This window comes from Chryseobacterium sp. MYb328 (assembly GCF_037572595.1).
GTDB lineage: Bacteria > Bacteroidota > Bacteroidia > Flavobacteriales > Weeksellaceae > Chryseobacterium > Chryseobacterium pennae.
The window spans coordinates 61,759-84,620 of sequence record NZ_JBBGZQ010000026.1; the positions used below are offsets into that span (position 1 = coordinate 61,759).

Sequence of the window (22,862 nt, forward strand, 5' to 3'; positions counted from 1 at the left end):
CTAATTTAACAGAAATTCTGCAATTACAGGATAATGATCCGACAATTTCACAGAGTGGTCTACTTTATAGCTAAGTGGAATGATTGATTTTGAACTGAAAATATAATCAATTCTTAAAGGAATTTTATAATCATGAAAACTGGAAGCACTTCCCTTTCCAGCAGTTAAAAAAGCATCCTGAAGATCTTTTCCCAAGCTATAGTATTCGTATGAATTCGGAACAGAATTAAAATCGCCGGCTAAAATTACCGGATAAGGAGAAAAATCAATTGCTTTTCTGATTTTTTTAATCTGATCTTCATGAGCCTGAAAAGTAGGAATCATATGAGAAAGAAGAGTGGATAGATTTCCAATTCCCATAGCATCCAGCTTTGTAAACATTGTTTTCTGAAGTCGGAAAGGTTCCAGATAAACATTTACAATTCTGATGATCTTTCCATTGATGTCTACATCTGCATAGAAAGAATTCCCTCTTGAATTATCTTCTATAATCTCTGCCTGTCTTACAATTTTATGCTTTGTTTTAAGAATGACTGAAGGATATTTTACCAAATCCTGTCTCAGGGCACGGTTTGTGTCTTTTTCCTGAACCAGAATAATATCCGGATCCTGTTCTTTGATATAGTTTTTTACTTTATCCCATCCGTAATCGCCATATTTCACATTAAAAGTCAATACTTTGATATCCCTGATTGTTTTTACCTGATCTGTTTTGGGAGAAAAATTAACCCATCTTCTTATCGGGTTATAAAAGAGTAATGTTCCCAATGCAAAAGCAATGGCAATTTTATTTTTTTTGAAAATCCATACCAGTGTAAGAATAATGTGTGCAGATATGAGATAGGGAAAACCAAGAGAAAGCAAATTAAGGTTACCTAAAATATTAGGTGGAACCCATGCATTTCCCAATGTGCACAACAATAAAACAGCAACAGCGATATGTATAAATAGTAATATCTGATTCGACTTCATGAAAAAACGGTCTTGGTACGCATTTTTTTAAGCAAAAAGCCTACCAAGCAACCAATTTTAACTATTTTTATGATTATTTATCGCTCACAGAAAATTCAGTAATGACCGGATAATGGTCTGAAATACTGACAGAACGGTCAACGACGTAAGATAGCGCCTTCAAAGATTTTGAAGAAAAAACATAATCTATCCTAAGTGGAAATTTATAATCATGAAAACTGGTAGCACTTCCTTTTCCTGATGTCATAAATGCATCTTCAAGCCCTTCTGACAGGTGATAATATTCGTAAGAATTGGGTACAGAATTAAAATCTCCCGCTACTACAACAGGATATGGAGAGTTTTCTACAGCCTCCCGGATTTTCTTCGTTTGATCCTGATGTATTTTGAAAGTAGGAATTAATTTTTTTATAACACCCTTCACTTTTCGCTCATTAGCTTCTGAATCTCCATCAAGCTTGACCATCTTTTTTTCGAACTGAAACGGATAAAGATAGATATCAACAAATCTATAGGTCTTGCCTTTTATTTCAATATCTGCCTGAAGACCACTTTGTAATTCCATATTTTCATCTTCAGAAAAAAATAATTTTTCGTTAGACAGATTATACTTTGTCAGAATGGTTAAGATCCCATTCGTCTGGGTTCTGTTATAGCCTTTAAGTGTTGGATATTCCATTCCTCCATCTTCCTGTAAGAGAATAACATCTGCATCTTGAGCTTTTAGATACCTCAATACCTCTTCCTTCCCCATAAGTCCTGCTTTTATATTAAAAGACACAACTTTTATAGTGCTGGAATCGTTCCTTTTTTCGGAAGAAAAATTAACCCATCGTTTTACAGGATTAATAAAAGCCAATCCTATAAACATGAATATAAATGCTCTTTTTTTCCAGCTGATTACCCAGAATATTGTTAAAACAATATACAGGATCATCAGAACAGGAAACCCTAAAGAAAGCAGATTAAACCACGGAAATATCTTAGGTGGAACATAGGCATTCAATAAAGAGCCCAGCAATAAAAATAGGATTCCTACATGTAGGATCAGGAGTATAAGTCGGAAAATCTTCACAGGAAATAATTAATTGAATCTATACAAATGCTTTTTCCAGCTTATTGCCAAAAGCCAGCCAACTAGAGCTCCACCAACGTGAGCAAGGTGGGCAATTCCGCCTCCATTTCCGGAAATCCCAAGATATACAGAAACTACAATAACGATCGGCAAAAGATATTTTACCTTTATAGGAACCGGAATAAACATGATTCCGATTTTTGAATCAGGATATAATGTTGCAAAAGCAGCTACCACTCCGAAAATTGCTCCGGATGCTCCTACCATAGGAGTTGCTACAATTCCTTTTAAACTATCCAATAATTCTTTCTGCTTCATAATTGCCTCTGCACTTCCTGCAAATTGGACACTGGCACCAGACATATAAGCATCAACATTAAAGCCTAACTGTTGCAATTCATTGGAAAGCTGCTGAGCCTCAACAAAATTCCATAAATTAAACAGGAAGAAAGCTCCCAGACCACTTAAAAAATATAGAATCAGATATTTTTTATCGCCTAGTGTCTGTTCCAGGATAGGACCAAAACTAAAAAGCGTCATCATATTGAACAAAATATGCATGATACTTCCATGCATAAACATATGGGTAATCACCTGCCACGAGTGGAAGAACGGTGAGAAAGGATAAAATCCGGCAAGATAACCAATCACCTGATTTCCCATTAAAGAGGTAACAATAAATACAATCACATTGATAATGATGATATTTCTTGTAATTGGCGGTATATTATTAAACATATTTTTAAAATTTGTTTTTAAAATCATTAAACGGAACTTCATAGAAACACCTTTTCCCATCTGGTAAAAACTCCGGGAATCCTAATGCTGTAAAGTCTTTGATTACCTGTTCCGCATCTTTTTTATAAATAAAGTCAAATCTTGATTTCGACTGCATTTTGCTCCATTGGTTATGATAGTACTGCATAAACTCATCTTCTGTCTTGTAATCCAGGATCTCAAAAAGGTTCTCCAGAAACTTCATAGCTTGTGTTTCTTTCAACCCTTCAGGAAGCGAATCTATTCTCAGCACGCTTTCATGAGCAATTTTCATGTCAAACCCAATTTCAGGAAGATATTTTTTGATAGATTCGTATTTATTTTTCTCAATCTCGTTCATATGATACTCCAAAGAGAAAAGCAGGGCATGGCTATTTGTCCCTGTATTTGTTTTTCTGGTAGATTTATTATTTTCTGAAACTAACAGCCTGTGCATTCTTCCCAAATCAAGCATCAGGGTAACATCTCCTTTATTAAATAGCCAGTATCCGTTAGGCAGCCTCATAAGATCTTCATCAAAGTCCTCATCTTCAAACAGATTGATTTTTGAAGGCTCTGCAGTAATACTCTGATGATACATCTCCGTAAGATTTTGAATTTCTTCAGGATGTACTACATTTCTTTCTTCTAAAAAGGGGTTATAATCTCTATCTACAATAATTTCAGGCATTTTTATAACACCGCTACCTCCCCCATTTCCTTTACTGGGAATAGGTTTATTCATCATCTCATCCAATTCCGGATCTCTATCAAAATCAAGACTTGGAGAAACGTTATAGATTCCCAATGATCTCTTGATGGTTGAACGCAGTAAAGCAAAAATAAGATGCTCATCCTCAAACTTCACTTCAGTTTTCTGCGGATGGATATTGACATCAATCTTCTCCGGATCCATCTCCAGATAAAGAAAGAACGACGGAACATATCCCGGCTGAAGAAGGCCTTCAAAAGCTTCCTGTACTGCTTTATTAAAATATGGACTCTTAAAATATCTTCCGTTGACAAAAAGGAACTGCTCACCTCTTGCTTTTTTCGCTCCTTCAGGTTTAGCAACAAATCCATGAAGTTTACACCAGATGATATCTTCTTTGATAGGAATTAGAAGCGGCTGCAGTTTTCTTCCGAAAACATCCACAATACGCTGCATCTGGCTTCCTTTTCTTAATCTGAAAACAGCTTCATCATCATGAAACAGAGAAAACTCCAATCCTTCATGAGCCAATGCAACACGCTGAAATTCATCAATAACGTGTCTGAATTCGATATTGTTGTTTTTAAGGAACTTTCTTCTGGCAGGAACATTATAAAAAAGGTTCTTTACCAGAAAATTTGACCCTTCTGCTGTCTGCACAGGATCCTGAAACTGGAAAACTCCACCTTCAATATATATGTTGGTGCCAATGGAGGCCTCCTTTTGTTTTGTTCTCAGCTCAACCTGTGAAACGGCAGCTATAGAAGCTAACGCTTCCCCACGGAAGCCTTTTGTTACGATCTTAAAGATATCTTCTGTTCCTCTGATTTTGGAAGTAGCATGTCTTTCAAATGCCAGTCTGGCATCTGTTTCGGACATCCCTTTTCCATCGTCTACGACCTGGATAAGGTTTTTGCCGGCATCCCTGATGATCAGTTCAATCTTTGTTGCATCTGCATCTATAGCGTTTTCCAAAAGTTCTTTCACGATGGATGCAGGTCTCTGCACCACCTCTCCCGCCGCAATTTGGTTGGCTACATGATCCGGTAAAAGCTGAATAATATCTGACATAAAAACGTAAATCAACTTACAAAAATAGTCAATGAAAATGGGAATTAAAACATTAAAACCGTGAATTAATATTTAATTATCAACATTTCAACAATACAGCTTTCAGCAAATTCTGCTCCAAACTATTTGAAATATTATCTTTTTGAAGAGAACAATCCCCTATTGTTTTACATCAATAGAGGATTGAACCAGCTAGTTTATACAAAAAATAATAGTAATATTTCCCCTGCACCGGAGATTTAGTCTTCAAAGACTAATTTTCTTTTCTTATTCGTTTTAGGGATCCCGTGGATCTTTTCATACAGATAAGCCAAAAGATTCGGTTTTTTATAGATCCTGTTATATCTGTACTTAGTGTTAAAGTGTCGTACATGAATTTTATAAGCATCATATCCTATCACAATCATAAGGCATAGACTGATTACATAGAATACTCTAAATTCCAGGTAGTAATAGGTTAGCCCGGAGAAAACAGCCCCTAAAACATAGGCTATCATAATACTTAAAAGTAATTTTGCCCTTCCAATTAATTCTCCGTTTTTCCTGTATTTCTTTTGGGTAAACATGGAAACCAGAATCCCCAAATCGGTCGTAGTTCCCGTAAGGTGAGTTGTTTTAACCGAGAAGTTGGAAATACTTGCCGTTAAACCATTCTGCAAGCCTGTCGCAAAAAGCATCACTGCAACTAAAATTTCCGTTTCCATCAGTGTTTTTTGATAATATAATTGTCCATACACTCCTACTCCAAACAGGCATAGTATTTCCAATACCAGAGGCATTGCATGGGCAAAATATTTACTCTTTTTATTAAAATTAATCACAATGAAGTTAGACAGGAAACTTCCGAAGAAGAATAAAAAGATCCAGCTTGCCATTATGGCCACCTGAGACCAGTTTCCTTTGCTGATTTCTGCTGCTAAAATCGCATAGTGACCTGTTACGTTCGATGTAAAAGAGAGAAATATAAGTAGGGATGCAATATTTATAGTACCTGCTGTAAAGGCAGTCAGCGTCCCCAACCTGATATTGTCTCCCAATGTTCTGCTGTTACTATAATTTCTTAACATTTTTTATTTTTTTTAAATTGTGTTGATGATGATTAAACCTCCACAAAGATTTCTGCCAGTCTGCCCCTTTCAGGAAGCCTTTCTCTGATTTCCAGTGTAATTTCTTCAGACTGCAGCCCTTTGCATTTTTTGATATAAGGAACAAGATCAAATTTTCCTTTTCCTTTACTTTTAATAGAGTTAGAATAATAAGCTTCTTCAATTGTATTAGCCTCTACATATTGGTTAAACGTTCTTTGAAAGCTTCCTGTAAAGATGTCGCAAGTAATTTTATTAATTAAATGAGGATACTTATTCTTGATGATTTCATAGCCATCACAAAACTCTACAGGTCTGATCTTGTTGAAAATTGTTGTTTTGGTATTGAATAAAAGATCTCTGATAGAATCTCCTGAATCATATCCTGAAACCAAAAGGATGTTATACTGATTTTGATCTTCAGAAGCGTCTTTTTCTCTCAGAACTTTTTTCAGTATGTTTAATGACTCAAGAGAGTAATCTGTTGCAATTAAAATTGTTTTAGCCATGTCTTATTATTTTGTATTGTGTTTATCTTTTTTGATGATACAAAACTAAAACGGCAAGATTAGAAGTTCTTTGGAACGGAATTAAAATGTCATTAAAGAGATTAAAATGAGATTAGAAAATTGTTAATAGCTATTAATATAAGAAGAAAGGGCATAGAGAAAAACAACACAAAATATTAACTATCAATAAATTATATCAATATTGTCAAATTTTATCATAGATAAAATCTTTGCGCCTTAAAAGCGCTCACCATGTTAAAAATCTTGCGACTTTGCGTTTTTCCAAGAGCAATATTCTATGTACCATTTATGAGGTTAGAAAATTAAACCACATAGGCACATAGCCTTATGACTTAGCATTGAAAATGATATTTACATGGTTTCTTTTTGTGTACTGTAAAAGTTGGGGAAACGCATCTGTACGGTAGTTCCCTGATTTTCATTTGACGTAACAATCAGTTCACCATGGTGCATTCTTACAATATTTCTGGCCAATGGGAGCCCTATTCCATACCCTTCGTAATTATTGGTATTGGAAGCCCTGAAGAAAGGATCATAGATTTTATTCATTTCCGATTGAGGAATTCCAATTCCGTTATCTTTCACAATGATATAAACATCTGCATCTGTTGCCCCCAAAGAAACTTTAACCTGCTGGAAATTAGAATATTTACAGCCATTACTGATAATATTGGCAACAGCAAGATGTAGAAGCTGCTCATTTCCCTGTACTTTCAGTTTTTTAGGATTATCAGGAAGCATACTGATATCCAGATAGATATTATTTCTGGAATCAATTTTTCTCAGGGTTTCAATAACATCCCAAAGCAACTGATCCATTCTTACTTTATCCATTTTCTGGATCTTCCCATCAAAGCCAGTTTGTGCAATCATTAATAAGGCTTTAATCTTTCTGTCCAGTTTTTCAGCTTCATCCAGAATGATTTCAAGGGTTTCTTTATACTCTTCCGGTGTTCTGCTTATAGAAAGAGCAACATCAGCTTCCCCCATAATTGAGGTAAGCGGAGTTCTCAATTCATGGGAAACATTTCCGATCAGATGATTCTGGGTTTCAAAAGATGTTTCGATACGGTTCAGCATTCCATTGAAAGTATCTACCAGCTCATTCAATTCCTTATTATCAGGATGTGGCTCCAGTCTCAGGTGAAGATTTTCCGAGCTGATCTCTTTTACTTTTCCTGTAATTTTAAGAATAGGTTTAAAGAGTGTTTTCGACAGATAAAATGAAAAGATCATGCTGAAGAACAATGATAATACAATACAGGTAAGCAGTGTTCTTTTTAAAAATCCAAGGTAGTAAATTACATAGTGGTTTTTGGCTGAAGCAATAGCAATATAATCTTTATCATCATATTTAAAGCTCTGCCCGATATAATAGAATTCTTTATCATTATAGTTATCCTCTCCTTTTTTGAGAACATTTTTAAAGAAATAATCGGGAATATGAACTTCCTGAGAAATCTTCTTGAAGTTAGAATCCGTAGGAACTGCAAAAACATAGTCTTTTTCCATTGGAAGCTCTTCATCATTCAGGTTACTGAGAATATAGTTTTCGGGAAGATCAAGATGCCCCTTACTTTTTTCTATCTGAATAATAGTAGCAGTACGGATCTTTAAAAGCTCATAAAACCTCTGATGGGAAAAGTTAACGATTGAAAAATAAACCAAACCACCGAACAACAGAACAATGACGGTAAAAACCAACATTAAAAGTACCATCGTCTTGGTCTGATTTGTAATCACTTTATTAAACATCTATTATGTTTTTTTCAGAACATACCCCATTCCTATAACAGTATGAATCAATTTGTTATCATCCCGGTCATCCAGCTTCTTTCTTAAATAATTCACATATACATCTACCACATTGGTTCCCAGCTCATAATTTACCCCCCAGACAGCATCCAGAATTTCGGCTCTGGAAATTACTTTTTCCGGGTTATTAAGGAAATAAAGTAACAGTTTGTACTCAGTAGACGTAAGGGTAATTTCTTCTCCGGAGCGGGTCACCTTTTTGGTATAATCATTTACTGTTAAATCTGAAAACTGAAAAACATGCTCATTATCCGGTTCTGATTCTGTAATTTCCTGAGGACCATTATTATGACTTCTTCTCAGAAGTGATTTAACACGGGCAACCAGCTCGATGAATTTAAATGGCTTCACCAGATAATCATCACCTCCACTCTCTAATCCCAGAACAATATTTTCAGAAGTTCCCAAAGCGGTTAAAAATAAAATCGGAACACTCTGATTCGTTTTTCTGATCTCCTTACAGACATCCAGTCCGTTCATTTCCGGCAGCATAATATCTAAAATCACCAAATCGAAGTCATTGGCCTGTACCAGCTGTACACCGGTACGCCCGTCAAAAGCCACGGAAATTTCATATCCGTTTTCCTGAAGTCCCTTTTTAATAAAAGATACTACACTGGTTTCGTCTTCGATGAGAATTATTTTTTTCATAAATGAAATAACGAGTTTTACAAAAATAGGGAAATTTTATTGGGCGAGGAATATTGAAGGAAAAAGCTTTTTAGACAGGAAGAGGGAGGCTGGAAGCTGGAGGTTTCTTGAAGGCCATGTAGAACTGAAGATTATTTATTGAGGTTTTTAACACAACGTACTCAAAGAATTTAAAAAAATATATGTAAAGGCATTTCATTCAGCTACGGATTGTGTATCCAGCCCCTACGATCTAAAAATAAAACAGTAAAACAATTAGATTTAAATTTTGATATTGGAACAAGGATATGATTATCCGAGTTCCAATATTTTTTTTGCCTATGACTTAAGGTCCAGCTCCATCTGCACATCTACACGGTCGTAACCCGGATTGGTAATTTCAGTATGCTTAAACCCTAGTTTTTCATATAACTTTATAGCAGGAACCAATATAGAATTGGTTTCCAGAAAGATTTTTTCTGCTTTTAATTCTCTGGCTTTTTCAACAAGAGCATTTCCGAGCAGATACCCGATTTTCTTTCCCTGTGCTTTAGGACTTACTGCCATTTTAGACAGTTCAAAAGCAAGAGGTTCTTCCTGCGCTCTCACTAAAGCACACGTCCCTACTGCTTCATCATTCAACAAGGCAAAAGCAATATATCCGCCTTTGTTGATAATGTACTCTTCAGGATTATCAAGCAATTTATAATCACCGGACTCCATCACAAAGAATGTTTTGATCCATTCTTCGTTTAAAGTCTTAAAAGCCTCTTTGTATTGAGGTTCATAACTTATAATTTTTACTTCATTATTCATATCATTCATCTCTTAGTTTAATATATTCTGTTTTTTATCATTTTCCCCAGTTTTTCGAGATCGCTTTCTACACGGTCTGTCCATTCCAGGGCATAATTTAATCGCATACAGTTTTGATACTGATTGTATTGTGAAAACATTCTTCCCGGAGCAAAGTTTACTTTCTGGCTAACTGCTTCATCATAAAGATCTTCAGTGCATATTCTTTTATCCAGTTCCAGCCATAACATAAATCCTCCTTTTGGTTCTGAAATCTTGGTATTATCCGGAAAATACTGTGTTACCGACTTCTGAATCTGAAGATAGTTGGCATAAAGCTTTTTTCTGAACATCCTCAAATGATGATCATAACGCCCATGTTCAAGGAAATCAGCGATCACATCTGAGAATAAAGACGGGCCGGAAACGGTCTGTACCAATTTTTGTCTGATAATCTTTTCTTTAAATTTTCCCGGAGCTACCCAACCTACCCGATATCCCGGAGCTAAAGTCTTAGATACCGAACCTACCCACATTACAATGCCTGCCTCATCATAAAATTTGCAGGGTTTTGGCCTTCCTGCTCCGAAATAAATGTTTCCATAAACATCATCTTCCACTAATGGAACATTATGCTCAGTAAGCATTCTTACCAGTTCTTTCTTATTTTCATCCGGCATCTGAAAGCCTAAAGGATTATTGTAATTTACCACAAAACAACAGGCTGAAAGCTTCGGCATTACTTTTTTTAAAGCATCCAGATCTATTCCGGTAATAGGATGGGTAGGAATTTCCACGGCCTTCAATCCCAGCAACTGAATAGCCTGAAGAATTCCAAAATAAACAGGACTTTCTACCGCTACATAATCTCCCGGCTGGGTAACAGCCATCAGACAGTTGTACACTCCGTTCATAGCACCGGAAGTAATGACCAGATCATCTTCAGTAATTCGTCCTTCCATCACAATAGACCACTTGGCAATTTCCCTCCTGAGCCCTACATTTCCCTGCACCGGCTCATAATTGGTTCCGCTGTCATTCTTCCGCTTCATTACGTCAATCATGCACTTCTTCATTTTGGCAACGGGAAGAAGGCTTTTTCCTGGAATTCCCAACGCAAACTGCGTCATATCTGTTCCTCCAATGGCACCAAACACTTTTCCGATAAGATCTTCCGGGCTGTTCTTTTCTTCCGAAACCTTCATTTTAGCCACAGAAGGTAACGCCAGCTTTCTTTGAGAGGTCTGGCTCACATAATAGCCGTATTTCGGGCGTGACTCTACAAGCGAACGGCTCTCAAGCTCCATATAAGCCTGTTTTACAGTATTTAAACTAACATTATATAGTTTTTGAGCACTTCTCAGCGAGGGCAATCTGTCTCCAAACTGCAAGGTCTCACTTTTGATCTGTTCAGTGACAGAATTGGCTATTTTAAGATACAGAACATCTTTAGGCATTGATCACAGTTTTAAGTAAAAATACAATTTTATCCCTGTTTTATTACATATTCAGCCAGCTGATCATCTTTTGGATGCTGCTTTTTAGCTGCTCCGGATTCCGGAAGTTAGGAGCTGTACTGGCTTTAATATAATTCTCTGCTCTTGATACAAAGTTCTTTCTTTCAGTTTCCGGCATTGCTTTCTGTTCGAAAATTTTAAAAGCTATTCCATTCTTTTCCTGAAAAACCAAACTTGCAAATCCTATCACTTCATTTTTCTTTCTGACTAAAAGGAAAGGAATACCAAACTCCGGATTGATTTTTCTGGTATTCTGTATCTGTTGAAATATATTTTTCAAAGCGAACATGTCTGAAATATAAACTTCTGCATATTGAAAAGGTTCCTGATGTTGAATGTTGGTTTCCATAGTATTCTTCTTGACAAAACAAAATTATGGAGTCTTCTAGTTTGGACACAGATACAGAAGTATTGAATATTGTGGGTACAGATTTTTATACGTGAAGAGATTTGTTGGAAAACGCGAAGACGCAAAAGGATTTACCTAGCCTACTGTTTTTAAGACGCAAAGATTTTATCTGCGATAAAATTGAATACTACTAAATACTAAAGCTATGTTTAGATGCCCACTAATTCACGAATAAAATAATTCTATACGACCTATAAGCCTATGTGGTAAAAGATTTAAACCACAGAGATATTGCTACTAAAATATACGCTTGCTGAAAATCTTCGATTTTCTTGTGCCTTAAAAGAAGCATATTATTTAAAAACCTTGCATCCTTGCGATTTTCCAACAGAGGTATTATCTTTTCTCTTGCTGATGCTGATTAAGCAGATATTCTTGTAAAATCTACGTTATCTGCAAGAATATTTAAAATAAAATCGGCTGCTTCAAAGAAACAGCCGACTATTTTTAGATTTATGAGATCTGGAGGGCTACTCTACTTTTTTCAAAGCTTCTTTAATTCCTTCCAGCCCGTCTCCGAATTGGGCCAGCAAAGCTACAATCTGAGACATTCTATCATTTTCTCCCAGCCCTTTTAAAGTTTTATTTTTTATAAAAGTCTTCTTAATCTCTTCCCAACGTTCTGTTTCCTCTTCTTGGAGGATACCCATCAATTCTTTCAACTTCAGCATATTCGATTCGGCACCTGTTGTCAGCGTCTGAGATTCATTCTGATAATGGTTCAGTATGATCTGGATCACTTCATTTTCCTTTAAAATAGGCTGAATCTGAGTAATCAGTTTATTCATATTACGATAGGATCCCTGAAGCTTGAACGGAGGTTCATTTCTGTAATCATCAGACATTGCTGCTGAAGCAATATATTCTTTGTTGACCTTCAGAATCATATTTCTGACCATGATGGTATTTTTCAGTACCGCTCTGAAGTCTGATATTTCATTGGAACTGAAATTTCCTTTCAGATTGTCTGCAGGATTATCGGTTACCACACAATCATAGAGCTCGTAAAGATTTTCCATTCCCGGCTGGGTCAGTCTGGTCAGATATTCATTGGACATCAGCGAGTTTTCAATGAGGCTGAGATCAAAAAGGTTTGTTTTTGAGCCGGATATTTCTCCTAAATTGTAAGTATCTGAACGGTTCGCCAGCATATCAGGAATTTTAAATTTCTCACCGCTTTCCGTATATGGATTTCCTGCCATGACCAGACAGAATCTTTTCGAGCGGAGATCATACGTTTTACTTTCTCCGTTATAGATTCCTTCAATTTTTCTCTGTCCATCAGCAAGTGAAATAAACTTCTGAAGGAATTCAGGGTTACAATGTTGAATATCATCAAGATACAACATCACATTATCTCCCATTTCCAAAGCAAGGTTCAGTTTCTCCAATTCCTGTCTTGCGCCTGCATTTCTGGCTTCTGCCGGATCTGTGGAAACGATATCATAGCCTAATGAAGGGCCATTGATCTTCATAAACACCAGTCCCATACGTTCTGCCATATATTCCATCAGGGTGGTTTTACCATATCCCGGAGGGGATACCAGAAGAAGCATTCCCATTCTGTCTGTTCTCTTATCTGAACCCACTGTTCCCAACTGTTTCGCAAGGTTAGCTCCAATCAAAGGAAAATAAACATCATTAATCAGTTTATTTCTGACAAATGAACTTAATATCTGTGGTTGGAAAGTATCCAGCTTCAGTGCTTTTTTCTTTTCATTCACCCAGCTGTATTTCAATTCCTGAAGTCTTTTATATTTCGGAACAGTAACGGTATTAAAATGGCTCAGTCTGGATACAAATTCAAAATAATTCAGATTGTATTCTGCCTCTTTTTCAAGGGATTTCAAACCTTTAATGGCTGATTCATAGGAAACGCTTCTGATATTTTTCGGATCAAATTTCTGGGTAATGATAAAGCCAAGAACCTCATCTATGATATTTTTCTCCGCATTCGGATCAAAGGCTTTTAATGCTCCTTCCGCAATATAATAACATGCTGAAGGATACTGATACATAGCCTGTATCTGAACAAAAAACTCCAGATCTTTCCCTTTTTCCTTAAGTTCTTTTAAAAATAATCCATACAGTGCCCCTGCTTTTTCCGAAATCAGAAAATTTTCCTTGTCTTCCTGTTTCAGATATACTGCCGCATTGATATAATCTGTCTCTGTAAAAATACCATTCACTGATGCAAATGATTTCATTTCTTCTGCCAGCTCTTTGCTTAGGTAATCAAATCCTTGTTTTACAGCAAAAGATTGTGAAATAATTGCTGTAGCTGCAAACTGTTTGGCGTAATATTCTTTTCTTTCAGGATTCAGGAAGAACCAGAACAGCTGTGCTAACCCTCTTTCCTGAGCTGTAAACCTCATCAGTCCTAATTCATTATGTACTTGCTGAAGCTTCGTAACAATAATCTGGGCGTCTTTGTCATGAATTCCTTTTACCAGCCCTTCACCAAAATGTTCTGCTGTAAACTGCTGAACCACCTGCTCATTCTGCTGTTCTGTAACAAGCTCTTTATGGTTGGAAAATACATTCCAGGCAAGGTATTCAAATCTTTTTACCCAGGTATTTTCTGAGACAAATTCCTGAGTCCATACCTCTTTGAATTCATCTGCAGTATTGAAGTTTAAGGGTTCATAAAAGCTGGTTCCGGTAAGATGATAGTAGTACTGAGCATTTCTCACAACAAGTGTAAGATCCAGTTTCTGCTGATTGACCGCAAATTTATAATCTCCTAACGCTATAATGCTTTCACCGTCTACATAGATCTCTTTTTTATCTTTAAGCTTTCTTACGGATTCCTGCTGACTTGTTTTTAAAAGGGTCTGGATTTCTTCTGATTTTGCAGAATCTTCTAATTCTGCCAATTGCCTTGCAAGATCCCTCACTTTTTCCACCATCAGATCTGAGGCAAAATACCCGTTGATCTCATTTTCTGAATCAAAGGATTCTGCTTTAGTCTGAACGGATTTCAGGATTCTTTGCGCCGCATCAAAGAGACTTTGGGTTCTTTTGTTTCTTGATTCTGTAAGTTGTACTCTTTTATTCTGGAAATGTCCGTAGACTTCTTCTCTTTTGGTTCCTATCTGCTGGATAAACTCATCAAAATCAATGAATTTAGTTTCCATCTCTTCCAACTGAATGGAAAGTTTGGTTAGATATTCATCACATTTCTCCGGAGTCTGTGAAAGTTCCAGAAAATTAATCACAGACTGATCAAATAATGTAATCTGGGCCTGGAAATCTGAGGCCAGTTCTTTTCCTGAGATCTCCCGCTTCCTTTTACTAAGCTCCAGTCTTTCCTGATTGAGTCGGGCAAAGATCAAAGAGATGTTTTCAATGATCTGGGTAGATTGTGAAGTATCTTCAATTTTAAGATTATTAACGATGTCTACCAACAGTTCCAACTGCCCGGATAATGTGCTTATGTTTTCATCAATGGTTTTAGCATCAATAGCTTTTTGTAATGCGATAATATCCTCTGAAATTGTCTGAGCTTTCTCCTCATAAGGCAATAGAGCGCCTTCCTGCAGCAGAAAATCCACACAGGCATTGGAAAGTTCGGTATAACGGTCTGAAAGAGCTTTTTCCAGTGAATCCAATAAAGCTGTATCTGCATATTTCAGCTCTCTGGCTCCTGTTACTTCTCCTCTTAACGCCCTGATTTGTGAAAGAGCATCAATATATTCTGTAAGTTGGGAATAATGAAGCCTTTTGGTATCATCAAGGATCTTATCACAGGACTGTTTTATTTTTTCTAAAGCTTCTTCTGTGTTTTTCCTCTGCTCAACTACTTTTTCATATTCGTTGATCGCTGAATGGGCAATTTTACGAATTTCTTTTAGCGGCTGATCCAGTTTCTGAACTTCATTTTCACCCAAAAAGTAATAATTATCCAGAATAAAAGTGGAAAGCTTTACAATATCATCGTATAATCCGCTGTAGGAATCTTTTTTATTCAGAAGCGTGATAAGTTCCTGACTTTCTGCCATTACTCTTACAATATCTTTGTTTCCGATCTTGTAAATCAGACTGTCGGCTTTTTCAGCGTTCGGCTGTAGTTCTTTTGAGAAAGGAGTCTGCCAGATTTGGGTCAGATGGTGCTTAGTTGTTTCAATACTCTCCCGAAGATAGATCAGTTTTCCATCATTGAGAAGCGAAAAACCGCTGCATCGGATGGGTGTTTCTATCGTTTGGGTGATGATATTATAGGAAATCAGCTGATAATTATTCGTTTTATCATCATAGAAAACATACAAGAAGTTTTCTCCGTTGGGTTCTATAACGGTTTTCAGGTAATACAGTCTGTTCTGATCCTGTGAAATCACCTTTAGCCCACCGGTCTGGAGAGCATATCCGTTTGAAAATAGTACTCCCTGATTTTCTGGCAGCAGCAAACCTGAATATTTAAGAGCATCAGCTCTTGAAACGGTTTTTTCTTTATGGTTATAAATGAAATAACGCTCTGTTTCCTGGTACGGCTTTATTTTAAACAAAACAAGGTTATCCAGATCGCAAAAATGGATCTCAGCATCATCCAGGTTCTGATCTTTATGGATCACATCTTCGGAATAGATTCCTTTCCCGGTATCTGTATTATCTTCAACCTTGATCGTAATATCTCCACCGATGCTTTCTACGAAAACCTTATCAGCCAGTGAAATATGCGGATGTTTTCCGGATCTTTGCATATCTCTTGTCGCTTTTGTCCATGCAAAACCATGCTGAGGCGGGTATGATGTTTCTGAAGCGCTTCTGGAATCTACATAAATAAGCTGATTATCTTTAATCAACCATTTGAATGCTTTAATATCTGTAGTGCTTTCTGAAAGCTGGAACACCATATAAAGATAGTTCTCTGTAAAACTAAATCGGGCAAAGAAGGTATTCCTGTAGTATTTGTAAAGATTTTTAAACTCATCAATAAAGATCTCATCATTGATAAGAGCATAATCCTGAGGTTCGAACCTGTTTTTATTGATTTTATAAACGGAAAAAACATCCGAAATATTGATTTCAGTCTGTAGGCCTAAATGCGCATTGGAGCCAAATATCAAATGGTCACCTAAAGAATAAATATCCTTGGCAATACAGCTATGTTCTGTGGAAATCCTTTCATTGGCAATCAACGAAAAATCTATTCCACCGAAGATATTTTTACGGTCTTCATTAAGCTGCTGAAGCCTTTGTATAAGGTCATTCTTCTGCTCATTCAGACGGTTCTGAATAATTTCGTAAGTTCCGGAATTAAGTTTTTCTGACATAGTGTTAGATTAGATGGTCATGACTGCTACTGGACAGCAGATCTTTGGGTAGAACTTATTATACTTTGCCTTTATCTTCATATAAGCCTTATAGGTTTTGGAAACCTATAAGGCTTGTCAGGCAAACAGTCAATCTATTTTTTAAACTGATTATCAAAAGATTAACTGTTTTTGTATATTAAACATGGTTATTGTTTACCGGTTTATTGTCCACACCCAAATGTCTGGCCATATCAAGAGCTCTTTCCAGAATTCCTTTTTCCTGTTGATTGGCAACACCGTTCAGCTTAAAGATCAGGGAGGCAATACTCATGTTTTTGATATCGTCTGATGAAATATTGTATTTGTCTACCATTCCCATTACCTTGGCTATGATATTTTCACCGTCTCCTAACAGGTTTTCTCTCAACATCTGTGCATTTTCGCTATGGTTTACGAACTTATCCAGACCTTTTCCTGCGGATACCTGGCGAATCACATTATCAAAGAAGGTATTATCTCCACCTACGATATCAATTTTCGCTGTTTTGAATGCTTCTGCCAATACCAGAGACTGAGCTTCTGCAATGTCTTTCTGAATCGCAATTTCAGCCAATTCAACTTCTTTTTCTTTATTCAGTCTCAGACGGAATTCTTCGTGATCTTTTCCTGCTTCATTCAGTTTCTTCATTGCTTCTGCCTTTTCATTAATTCCGGCAGCTTCTGCCAATGCTTTTTCTTTGATTACTTCTGCCTGGGCAATGCCTTCTTTCTTTACGGCATCAGCTTTTTTCTCAATCACCACGGCTTCTGCAATACCCTGTCTTTCTGCAGCGTCTGCTTTTGCATGCATCACCTGAGCTTCGGATAACCCTACAGTAGCTTCTTCTTTAGCCTTAGCATCTGCTATAATCTTACGTGCTTCTGCTTCTTTTTCTGCGGCATCTCTTTTCGCCTGAGCTTCAATCACATATTTCTGAGCATCTTTTTCTGCGGCCAGCTTGCGTGCTTCTGCTGCTCTGGTTTCTTCAATCAGTTTTTTCTCTGCTTCCTGAGTAGCAACTGTAATTTCAACCTGCTTATTTCTTTCTGCAGTTTTGAAAGCTTCCAGATCTTTAATTCCCTGCTGCTCTTCCACTACTGTTTTTTCCATAGTCAAACGTTCGCGGATTGCATCCTGAATGCTTTTCTTTTCTATCTCTATCGCTTTCTCTTTTTCAATCTGAGCAAGGGAAACAATTCTTTCTCTTTCTGTAGCCTCTAAAGCTTTATCTTTTAATACTCTTTCTGTTTCTACCAGATCTGCACGTTCTTTATTTTTAGCAGCAATAACTACCTGACGAAGTTTATTTTCTTCTGCAATCTGAAGTTTTTCTTCTGTTGCAATGCGTACCGTCTCATATCTCAGGCGTTCTTCTTCTTCTACTTTCAGAATTTCTGCATTTTCACGGGCTTTGATATTGGCCACTTCTCTTTTCTGAGATTCTTCTTTCTCTGCCAGTTGTTTTTCCAACTCCAGAATAGCTTCTCTTGCTTCTACATTTTGTTTTGTGATTATTTTTTCTTCGTCACGACGAACCTGATTGGCTTTAATATTCTGTGTTGCGGTTAATTCCGTAATCTTTTTAATCCCCTCAGAATCTAGGATATTATCTTTATCTAATTTATCAATGGAAGTCTGTTCCAGATAGTCAATCGCACAATCATCCAAAACATATCCGTTCAAGTCTGTCCCGATGATATCAAGGATTTCCTGACGGAATTCACTTCTTGCTTCGTATAGTTCAGTGAAATCAAATTTTTTTCCTACAGTTTTTAAGGCTTCCGAGAATTTAGCTTCAAAAAGCTCTCTTAAGGTCTGAGCATCAGAAGCTCTCTGACATCCAATTGTTTGCCCTACATTAACGATATCATCTACTGATTTATTAACACGGATAAAGAATGCCACTTGAATATCAGCTCTCATATTGTCTTTACAGATCAATCCGGCTCTTCCTTCTCTTGATATTTCCAGTTTTTTCACCGAAATATCCATAGATTCCATACGGTGAATGACAGGAATTACGATTCCAGCGTTAAAGAAAACCTTTGTGCCACCATAACCGGTTCTTAAAATAACAATTCCCTGAACAGTTTTTTTATACATGGATAAAATCCAGAAAATCAATCCGATTGATGCTACCGCAACAATGATAATTCCAGCAATTAATGGTAAGTTCATAGTTTTATAAGTTTAGTAGTTTATATAAATGTGTTTTTTTAAAAGGTGTTGAGAAAGATCTTCAACATATAGTTCAACATAATTAAAAATAAGCTGAGCATGGTTATTTGTTTTTAATACCTCATGGATTTCTGTACATAGTAGATTCGCTTATCAAGATCTTCATCCACGATCATAACACGGGTTCCGTGTTCCAGCTTGGTTCCGTCATGGCTTCTTACCATCAGGGTCATAGGATCGCTTCCGATAAAGACCTCCATCATTCCTATTTTGTCATCTTGAATGCTAGACTTCAGTCTTCCTTCTCTTCCCAGAAATGCATACGACACTTCTCCTTTATGGTTAATTTCCTTGAAAAAAGGATTTAAGGGTTTCAGGATTACTTTGGTGAGCAGCATTCCGGCAATAAACAATGGAAACAAGATCAGTATTCCTAACCATGTCGGCAATGGAATGAAATAATTCAGATAAAAAGACCCAAGCCATGTCATCAATAATGAAAGTGTCAGGAAATAGGTAATAGGAACAATATCCAGATTAAGAAACTTCAGGAAATGCATCCATGCAGAAGGATCGTGATCAGGGGTATGAAAATGTCCATCCGGAACATGGGTATCTGCACCAATATCCAAGTCAGAATGTAGTCCCACATCGATATCCAGCCCCGTAATAATGGTAAATAACCAATACACAACCGAAAGCCCCAGCAATACACTCAAAACAGTATTTACCGGTGAAAATGCTATATTTAAAAATTCCTGAAAGGTCATATTAGCCTTTTTTAAGTGTTTCCTTTAATCTGTTCAATGCTTCTTCAGCTTCACTGTCTTTGTTATTTACCATAGCATCAATCTCTTCATCAATCGTCTTTCCCGATTTCGATAGATCAGAATAGGCTTCTGCCAGTGTTTCCTGCTGTACAACTCTCTCTTTCAGTTTTTCAAGCATGCTTACCGTACTTCCGGTATCCATCTGGGTCATTTTCTGATTAATATCTTTTGTAGCTTCGCTTACCTGTACTCGCGCTCTAAGGGTCTTTAATTCATTTTCCCATTTGGCGATACTGGATTTCAAGTGATTAATAGTTGCCTGCATCTTTTCACATTCTGAGTGAAGCTTTTCATGCTCTTTATGCAGCTGGTCTGCATTTTGCTGGGAAGAAGCCTGCCTTTTTAAAGCTTCTTTAGCAAGACGGTCCGCCTCTGAAGCTTCCACCTCTCCTTTTTCGGCTTTCTGAACAATCACTATCGCCTTATTGTAATAATCTTTTGAGGTTTGTTCTTCTGTTTCAGCTTCATTTTTCTTTCGGATGGTAAGAGCTTTTAACTGAGCCAGAGATTCTACACTTTTCCCCAGTTCTTCTTTCATTTCACGGATTCCCTGTTCCGTTAAGTTGATAGGATCTTCAAAATTGTCGATCACGGAATGGATCTCTGCTTTTCCTATTGTTAATAATCTTTTGAAAATGTTCATTTTAAATATCTTTTGTGAATTACTTACTCATTTCAAGCATCTCGTTGGTAAACTCTCCTACCAGAATTCCTAATGAATTGATGGATGCCATCACTTCATTCTGTGCCATATGGTCTGTAGGAAGGGTATCCCTGAAAATGACCCGTTTTCCGGTGCTGTCTAAAACAAAAGCTCCATGCACAATATCTCTGTTTTTCTGAAGCAGCCTTCTAAAGATTTGTTCTGTAGGATTTTTTATTTCGAAAAGAAACTGTTCCATAATAAGGATAGAATCTGATATAATAAGGATCATATTTTTGATTCCGTTAGATTCTTTTTCAATGATTAAGATTCTCTGAGCCTCATCTTCCAGGATGATGTTAAACTCATAATCTAACAACCACTCTTTGACTGTTCTAAATATTTGATTCTTCATGCAGGCTGGTTTAGTGTTTTGATTTTTCGTTCTACACAAATATAACATAAAATTTTCAAATTGCAAATATTTTTAGCAATCATTTGTTTAAGATTCTCTATATTTGCAAAAAAGATTAGACAAATAATGAGCTTCTTTGGATCCAATATTAAGAAAATAAGGCAGGTTAAAGGCTTGAGCCAAAAGGCTTTTGCTGATTTATTTGACTTAAACAGAGGGGTGATAAGCTCTTATGAAGAAGGCCGCGCAGAACCAAAGATCGAAACCATACTAAAGGTAGCCAGCCATTTTAATCTTGATCTTGACAAACTGTTAACTGAAACCCTGCAAGTGAATCAGTTAGCTAGCGTTTCAGACATTGATCAGTTGATGCTTTTCCCTGAATTGGCTATCAACGAAAAGAAAGAAGCAGTAAATCCAAAAGAAAATAATTCTGAAAGCACTTCTATTGTGCAAAAAATATTAGCATCCGTAGATCTGGTCTATGAATTTACCCAAGAAAAGCAATTGCTTTCCCCTTATCATTATGGTGATATTCTATTTTTGAATAAAGCAGATCTGAAAAAAGATCCCAATCATCATTTATTAGCAGTGGTTAATGGAAATTTAAAATACACTACTCATACTGAGAATCAGGATCTTTATAAAATTGTAGGGCATGTTTCTACTGCTGAAAAGAATATCTTTACTGATATTTTGGAAAGATTGGAAAGACTGGAAAGAAATAGCTAAAACAACTAGATCCAGATACTGGATTCAATAATGGAAAATAATATATAAAGCTCTTACCGTAGAATGTAGGAGCTTATTTTTTAAATTAAATAAGTCGAGTCACTTTAAAACATAAAGCCCTTAGAAACTATTCTTTTATTTACAAATAAGTATATAAACAAAAAAAACCTCCGTATTCAAAATACAGAGGGTTTTGTACCCCAGACGGGACTTGAACCCGTACGTCCTTGCGGACACAGGATTTTAAGTCCTGCGTGTCTACCAGTTCCACCACCAGGGCCGGTGTGTGGTACAAAAAAAGGATTTGAAAGCAAATCCTATTGTTTGTATGGTGCGGATGAAGGGACTCGAACCCCCACGCCTCACGGCACCAGATCCTAAGTCTGGCGTGGCTACCAATTACACCACATCCGCTGGTTATATTGATCTGTTTTCACAGATTCAAAATCAATTCTCTTACAAATATAAGAAATTCTATTAAAGAACACTCTCTATATAAACAAAAAACCCTCCGTAGCAAATACAGAGGGCTTTGTACCCCAGACGGGACTTGAACCCGTACGTCCTTGCGGACACAGGATTTTAAGTCCTGCGTGTCTACCAGTTCCACCACCAGGGCATGGTGTGGAGCGAAAAACGGGATTCGAACCCGCGACCCCAACCTTGGCAAGGTTGTGCTCTACCAGCTGAGCTATTTTCGCATAGTGCGGATGAAGGGACTCGAACCCCCACGCCTCACGGCACCAGATCCTAAGTCTGGCGTGGCTACCAATTACACCACATCCGCTGGTTTTTTGTATTGTAAGTTTTAAAGAGCTTGCTTCGTTTTTGTGAGTGCAAATATAGGACAATTTCCTTTACCTCCAAACTTTTTCAGGAAAAAAATTAAAATTTCCAGATTTTTTTTCAGCAGCAGCTATTATTACATTTCATTTTCTTACTTTTACATCGTTAATAATTACGATATGGAATTACAAGGAACGGTAAAGAAACTTTTTGAAACTCAAACATTTGCAAGTGGATTTCAAAAAAGAGAATTGGTTATTTTAACCCAGGAACAGTATCCACAGCCGATAAACATAGAATTTTTGTCTGATAAAATTAGTTTATTAGATAACCTTAAAGAAGGTGAAAACGTAAAAATAGGAATCAACATCAGAGGTAGAGAATGGGTTTCTCCACAGGGTGAAACTAAATACTTCAACTCTATTACAGGATGGAAAGTAGAGAAGGTTTTTGATAATGGATCAGAACCTACTCAGGCTATGCCTCAGCAATCAGCATCTCCTGTTTCCAACGAAAATCCTTTTGCTGGAGACGATGACGACGATTTACCTTTCTAATTAAAGAATTAAAATCAAATATAATCCTGCTTTCTTAAAAGTGGGATTTTTTTTCCAAA

18 protein-coding genes and 5 tRNA genes are annotated in these 22,862 nt (G+C 36.7%); 2 read left to right on the top strand and 21 right to left on the bottom strand.

Going from position 1 to position 22,862, the window contains the following annotated elements:
• The 16 genes from WH267_RS21095 to WH267_RS21170 form a co-directional block, all read right to left on the bottom strand.
• Positions 1–972, bottom strand: a complete 972-nt coding sequence (locus WH267_RS21095) for an endonuclease/exonuclease/phosphatase family protein (RefSeq protein ID WP_115972071.1) — start codon at positions 970–972, stop codon at positions 1–3.
• Between the two features lie 73 nt (positions 973–1,045).
• Entirely contained in the window at positions 1,046–2,047 is a 1,002-nt protein-coding gene (locus WH267_RS21100) for an endonuclease/exonuclease/phosphatase family protein (RefSeq protein WP_340010788.1), read from the bottom strand.
• Between the two features lie 9 nt (positions 2,048–2,056).
• On the bottom strand, positions 2,057–2,785 hold the full coding sequence (locus tag WH267_RS21105; RefSeq protein WP_115972112.1) for a rhomboid family intramembrane serine protease: 729 nt from the start codon (positions 2,783–2,785) through the stop codon (positions 2,057–2,059).
• 4 nt (positions 2,786–2,789) lie between these two features.
• Positions 2,790–4,586: a DNA mismatch repair endonuclease MutL gene (gene mutL / locus WH267_RS21110; RefSeq protein WP_115972072.1), complete on the bottom strand. Its 1,797-nt coding sequence runs from the start codon at positions 4,584–4,586 to the stop codon at positions 2,790–2,792.
• Between the two features lie 239 nt (positions 4,587–4,825).
• Positions 4,826–5,653, bottom strand: coding sequence for a YoaK family protein (locus tag WH267_RS21115; RefSeq protein ID WP_340010790.1), 828 nt, complete (start codon positions 5,651–5,653; stop codon positions 4,826–4,828).
• Positions 5,654–5,685: 32 nt separating this feature from the next.
• Complete coding sequence (locus tag WH267_RS21120; RefSeq protein WP_340010792.1) at positions 5,686–6,180, bottom strand: hypothetical protein; 495 nt, start codon at positions 6,178–6,180, stop codon at positions 5,686–5,688.
• 372 nt (positions 6,181–6,552) lie between these two features.
• Positions 6,553–7,956: a sensor histidine kinase gene (locus WH267_RS21125; RefSeq protein ID WP_340010793.1), complete on the bottom strand. Its 1,404-nt coding sequence runs from the start codon at positions 7,954–7,956 to the stop codon at positions 6,553–6,555.
• A 3-nt stretch (positions 7,957–7,959) separates the two neighbouring features.
• The gene (locus tag WH267_RS21130; RefSeq protein WP_115972076.1) at positions 7,960–8,667 is read right to left on the bottom strand and encodes a response regulator transcription factor; all 708 of its coding nucleotides are present in this window, start codon (positions 8,665–8,667) and stop codon (positions 7,960–7,962) included.
• 318 nt (positions 8,668–8,985) lie between these two features.
• Positions 8,986–9,462: a GNAT family N-acetyltransferase gene (locus tag WH267_RS21135; RefSeq protein ID WP_340010796.1), complete on the bottom strand. Its 477-nt coding sequence runs from the start codon at positions 9,460–9,462 to the stop codon at positions 8,986–8,988.
• A 17-nt stretch (positions 9,463–9,479) separates the two neighbouring features.
• Positions 9,480–10,898 carry an aminotransferase-like domain-containing protein gene (locus tag WH267_RS21140; RefSeq protein ID WP_340010798.1) on the bottom strand — a complete coding sequence of 473 codons (1,419 nt, stop codon included), beginning with the start codon at positions 10,896–10,898 and terminating at the stop codon, positions 9,480–9,482.
• Between the two features lie 43 nt (positions 10,899–10,941).
• A complete protein-coding gene (locus tag WH267_RS21145) occupies positions 10,942–11,307 on the bottom strand; it encodes a hypothetical protein (protein ID WP_340010800.1) in 366 nt (121 codons plus the stop codon).
• Positions 11,308–11,837: 530 nt separating this feature from the next.
• Positions 11,838–16,640 carry a DNA repair ATPase gene (locus WH267_RS21150; protein ID WP_340010801.1) on the bottom strand — a complete coding sequence of 1,601 codons (4,803 nt, stop codon included), beginning with the start codon at positions 16,638–16,640 and terminating at the stop codon, positions 11,838–11,840.
• A gap of 178 nt (positions 16,641–16,818) precedes the next feature.
• Entirely contained in the window at positions 16,819–18,840 is a 2,022-nt protein-coding gene (locus WH267_RS21155) for a flotillin family protein (RefSeq protein ID WP_340010803.1), read from the bottom strand.
• A gap of 113 nt (positions 18,841–18,953) precedes the next feature.
• Positions 18,954–19,610 carry a hypothetical protein gene (locus WH267_RS21160; RefSeq protein WP_340010805.1) on the bottom strand — a complete coding sequence of 219 codons (657 nt, stop codon included), beginning with the start codon at positions 19,608–19,610 and terminating at the stop codon, positions 18,954–18,956.
• Between the two features lies 1 nt (position 19,611).
• Positions 19,612–20,313 (bottom strand): PspA/IM30 family protein, encoded by a 702-nt coding sequence (locus WH267_RS21165; RefSeq protein WP_340010807.1) that lies wholly within the window; start codon positions 20,311–20,313, stop codon positions 19,612–19,614.
• Positions 20,314–20,332: 19 nt separating this feature from the next.
• On the bottom strand, positions 20,333–20,728 hold the full coding sequence (locus WH267_RS21170) for a YbjN domain-containing protein (protein ID WP_115972085.1): 396 nt from the start codon (positions 20,726–20,728) through the stop codon (positions 20,333–20,335).
• A gap of 126 nt (positions 20,729–20,854) precedes the next feature.
• On the opposite strand from WH267_RS21170, the gene WH267_RS21175 reads away from it, so the two are divergent.
• Positions 20,855–21,460 (top strand): helix-turn-helix domain-containing protein, encoded by a 606-nt coding sequence (locus WH267_RS21175; RefSeq protein WP_340010809.1) that lies wholly within the window; start codon positions 20,855–20,857, stop codon positions 21,458–21,460.
• Between the two features lie 196 nt (positions 21,461–21,656).
• Here WH267_RS21175 and WH267_RS21180 read toward each other — a convergent pair.
• From WH267_RS21180 to WH267_RS21200, 5 genes are all read right to left on the bottom strand, one after another.
• Positions 21,657–21,740: transfer RNA gene (locus WH267_RS21180), tRNA-Leu, on the bottom strand.
• 49 nt (positions 21,741–21,789) lie between these two features.
• Positions 21,790–21,874, bottom strand: a tRNA-Leu gene (locus WH267_RS21185).
• Between the two features lie 121 nt (positions 21,875–21,995).
• Positions 21,996–22,079: transfer RNA gene (locus tag WH267_RS21190), tRNA-Leu, on the bottom strand.
• Positions 22,080–22,085: 6 nt separating this feature from the next.
• Positions 22,086–22,161: transfer RNA gene (locus WH267_RS21195), tRNA-Gly, on the bottom strand.
• A gap of 4 nt (positions 22,162–22,165) precedes the next feature.
• Positions 22,166–22,247: transfer RNA gene (locus tag WH267_RS21200), tRNA-Leu, on the bottom strand.
• A gap of 178 nt (positions 22,248–22,425) precedes the next feature.
• Here WH267_RS21200 and WH267_RS21205 point away from each other — a divergent pair.
• Positions 22,426–22,803, top strand: coding sequence for a DUF3127 domain-containing protein (locus tag WH267_RS21205; protein ID WP_045492249.1), 378 nt, complete (start codon positions 22,426–22,428; stop codon positions 22,801–22,803).
• Positions 22,804–22,862 lie beyond the last annotated feature (59 nt).

Bases quoted from the DNA above. Each gene is read 5' to 3' on its own strand.
- WH267_RS21095 (WP_115972071.1), bottom strand. From the start codon at position 972: ATGAAGTCGAATCAGATATTACTATTTATACATATCGCTGTTGCTGTT.
- WH267_RS21105 (WP_115972112.1), bottom strand. From the start codon at position 2,785: ATGTTTAATAATATACCGCCAATTACAAGAAATATCATCATTATCAAT.
- mutL (WP_115972072.1), bottom strand. From the start codon at position 4,586: ATGTCAGATATTATTCAGCTTTTACCGGATCATGTAGCCAACCAAATT.
- WH267_RS21115 (WP_340010790.1), bottom strand. From the start codon at position 5,653: ATGTTAAGAAATTATAGTAACAGCAGAACATTGGGAGACAATATCAGG.
- WH267_RS21120 (WP_340010792.1), bottom strand. From the start codon at position 6,180: ATGGCTAAAACAATTTTAATTGCAACAGATTACTCTCTTGAGTCATTA.
- WH267_RS21125 (WP_340010793.1), bottom strand. From the start codon at position 7,956: ATGTTTAATAAAGTGATTACAAATCAGACCAAGACGATGGTACTTTTA.
- WH267_RS21130 (WP_115972076.1), bottom strand. From the start codon at position 8,667: ATGAAAAAAATAATTCTCATCGAAGACGAAACCAGTGTAGTATCTTTT.
- WH267_RS21135 (WP_340010796.1), bottom strand. From the start codon at position 9,462: ATGAATAATGAAGTAAAAATTATAAGTTATGAACCTCAATACAAAGAG.
- WH267_RS21140 (WP_340010798.1), bottom strand. From the start codon at position 10,898: ATGCCTAAAGATGTTCTGTATCTTAAAATAGCCAATTCTGTCACTGAA.
- WH267_RS21145 (WP_340010800.1), bottom strand. From the start codon at position 11,307: ATGGAAACCAACATTCAACATCAGGAACCTTTTCAATATGCAGAAGTT.
- WH267_RS21150 (WP_340010801.1), bottom strand. From the start codon at position 16,640: ATGTCAGAAAAACTTAATTCCGGAACTTACGAAATTATTCAGAACCGT.
- WH267_RS21155 (WP_340010803.1), bottom strand. From the start codon at position 18,840: ATGAACTTACCATTAATTGCTGGAATTATCATTGTTGCGGTAGCATCA.
- WH267_RS21160 (WP_340010805.1), bottom strand. From the start codon at position 19,610: ATGACCTTTCAGGAATTTTTAAATATAGCATTTTCACCGGTAAATACT.
- WH267_RS21165 (WP_340010807.1), bottom strand. From the start codon at position 20,313: ATGAACATTTTCAAAAGATTATTAACAATAGGAAAAGCAGAGATCCAT.
- WH267_RS21170 (WP_115972085.1), bottom strand. From the start codon at position 20,728: ATGAAGAATCAAATATTTAGAACAGTCAAAGAGTGGTTGTTAGATTAT.
- WH267_RS21175 (WP_340010809.1), top strand. From the start codon at position 20,855: ATGAGCTTCTTTGGATCCAATATTAAGAAAATAAGGCAGGTTAAAGGC.
- WH267_RS21205 (WP_045492249.1), top strand. From the start codon at position 22,426: ATGGAATTACAAGGAACGGTAAAGAAACTTTTTGAAACTCAAACATTT.